2 protein-coding genes are annotated in these 2,253 nt (G+C 68.8%); both read left to right on the forward strand.

The window, feature by feature from the left end; translation table 11 throughout:
* The first annotated feature begins 103 nt into the window (after nt 1-103).
* Nucleotides 104-607 carry a hypothetical protein gene (locus IE226_RS43490; RefSeq protein WP_190087067.1) on the forward strand — a complete coding sequence of 168 codons (504 nt, stop codon included), beginning with the start codon at nt 104-106 and terminating at the stop codon, nt 605-607.
* Nucleotides 608-685: 78 nt separating this feature from the next.
* Nucleotides 686-2,218, forward strand: a complete 1,533-nt coding sequence (locus IE226_RS43495; protein WP_190087068.1) for an ISKra4 family transposase — start codon at nt 686-688, stop codon at nt 2,216-2,218.
* Nucleotides 2,219-2,253: the final 35 nt, after the last annotated feature.

Here is a 2,253-nt window from a genome sequence, read left to right on the forward strand (position 1 = left end):
GGGTGTAGCTCTCCTCGGGGGAAGGGTTGAGCTGGGATAACGTCCTTTGGGGTGATGGTGGGCGGGCCGGGTCTCTACCTTGAGGGTGGAGGAGGCGGCGCTGATGGGGTCGTTGATCGGTGAGTTGGAGGCGCGGGAAGCGGCGGCCCGGGCCCGGGTGGAGGAACTCGAAGCCCGGGTCGCGGAGTTGACCGCGCGGCTCGCGGGTGAACGGGAAGTGCTTGTGCGGCTGCAAGTGACGCGGGAGACGGTGGCCGAGGTCCTCACGGAGTTGTCCGGACGGGACGTGGACGCCGGTCCGGCTGTGGCAGCGGAGCCCGTGGCCCGGGTGGAGTCAGGGGTGCGGGTAGTGGGAGCGGTCATGGTGCCGCACTGGCGCGAGGGCTTGTCGGTGGATGTGCTGCCGGATGTCTACCGCGACATCGTGGAGGTCGTGGCGGACGCGTCGTCGCCGATGCAGGCGAAGCAGATCGTGCCCCGGATCGGGCTGCCGGCTGAGACCGGGAAGATCGAGGGGACCCGCGGCAAGCTGAAACGTCTGGTTGAGCGGGGGTGGCTGGTCGAGGACCAGCCCGGGCGGTTCGCTCCGGCACGGCGGGATCGGTGAAGTCGCGGAACGATAAAGGCTCTTCTCTCTAACTTCGGAGGTAACCAGCCAGACCGAAGTACAGAAAGAAGAGCCGTTGTGGAACCCTACGACGCCTTGGATGCCATCGATGTGTTCGCCGCCGCGACAAGCGCCTTCGAGTGCCTGAAAGGCACGTTGGCCACCGCCGACACGGCCGTGCTTGCGCACCACGAACTGGAGGAACTGATCGAGGCGGAGGGCCGTGAGCTGTTGCGGCTGCTGTTCCAGGCCCACCTCGATGGGCGCGAACAACGCGAACGCGAACGGGCGGCTCACCACGACTTTGGGCCGATGCGGGGCCGGGACGGACGGGTCCGACCGCACTGCGAGCCGGGGCATTCGCGGCTGCTGGCCTGCATGTTCGGCACGGTCACCGTGAGGCGGACGGCATGGCGGGGCAAAGGGCTGACCAGCGTCCACCCGGCGGACGCCGCACTGTCACTGCCCGCACGCCTGCACTCGAACGGACTGCGGCGCCTGGCCGTCCTCGAGGCCGTCCGCGGCTCCTTCGACCTGGCCAAAGCGGCAATCGACGACCGATGCGGGAGCGTGCTGGGCAAACGCCAGGCCGAACAACTCGTCGCCCGGGCGGCCATCGACATCGACTCCTTCTACCAGCAACAGGTGCCTCTTCCGGCAAGCGCGGACACCACACTGGTCCTCCAGTTCGACGGCAAAGGCATCGTGATGCGCCCCGAGGCCCTGCGACCGGCGACCCTGAAAGCACACCTGACACAGCAGCGGGCGATGCGGACCCGGATCGCGCCGGGCGAGAAACCCAACCGCAAGCGGATGGCCACCCTCGGCTGCGTTTTCGACGCCGATCCTGCCCCCAGAAGGCCGCACGACATCATCGCCCCGCCCGACGGCCGCACCAGCACCAGGCCACCGCGGCCCGGCCCGAAGGCCCGGGCGAAATGGCTGACCGGCTCCGTAATCCATCCGCCCGAACACACGATTGCCGCCGCCTTCGACCAGGCCGAGGCCCGCGACCGCGACCATATCCGCACCTGGCTCGTCCTCGTCGACGGCGCCCGCCACCAACTCGACCTGATCGAGGACGAATCCGCCCGGCGCGGCATCGAGGTGACCACGTTGTTGGACATCGTGCACGTCAGTGAGTACGTCTGGGCCGCTGCCCACGCCTTCCACCCGGCCGGCACCCCAGAAACGGAAGCCTGGGTCGCCAGCCATCTGACCACGATCCTGCACGGCCAGGCCGCCCGCGCCGCCGCCGAGATCACGGCCGAAGCCCACTCACGCGGCCTGCGCGGAGCCCAACGCGACGCTGCCGACGCCTGCGTCCGCTATCTCACCGGTCACCTCGACCAGCTCCATTACGACATTGCCCTCGCCCGGGGCTGGCCGATCGCGACCGGCGCGATCGAGGGCGCCTGCCGCCACCTCATCGGCGACCGTCTGGAGATCACCGGCGCCCGCTGGGGCCTGACCGGCGCCGAAGCCATCCTCAAACTCCGAGCCCTCAACGACAACGGCGACTTCGACGCCTACTGGCGCCACCACCTCGCCCGCGAACACCAACGCCTCTATCTCAGCCCCGACCAGAACAATTACGACCTCACCGCCTGAACGGCAACCTTCCCCCGAGGAGAGCTACACCCAAC

It is taken from the genome of Streptomyces longisporoflavus (assembly GCF_014649775.1).
GTDB lineage: Bacteria > Actinomycetota > Actinomycetes > Streptomycetales > Streptomycetaceae > Streptomyces > Streptomyces longisporoflavus.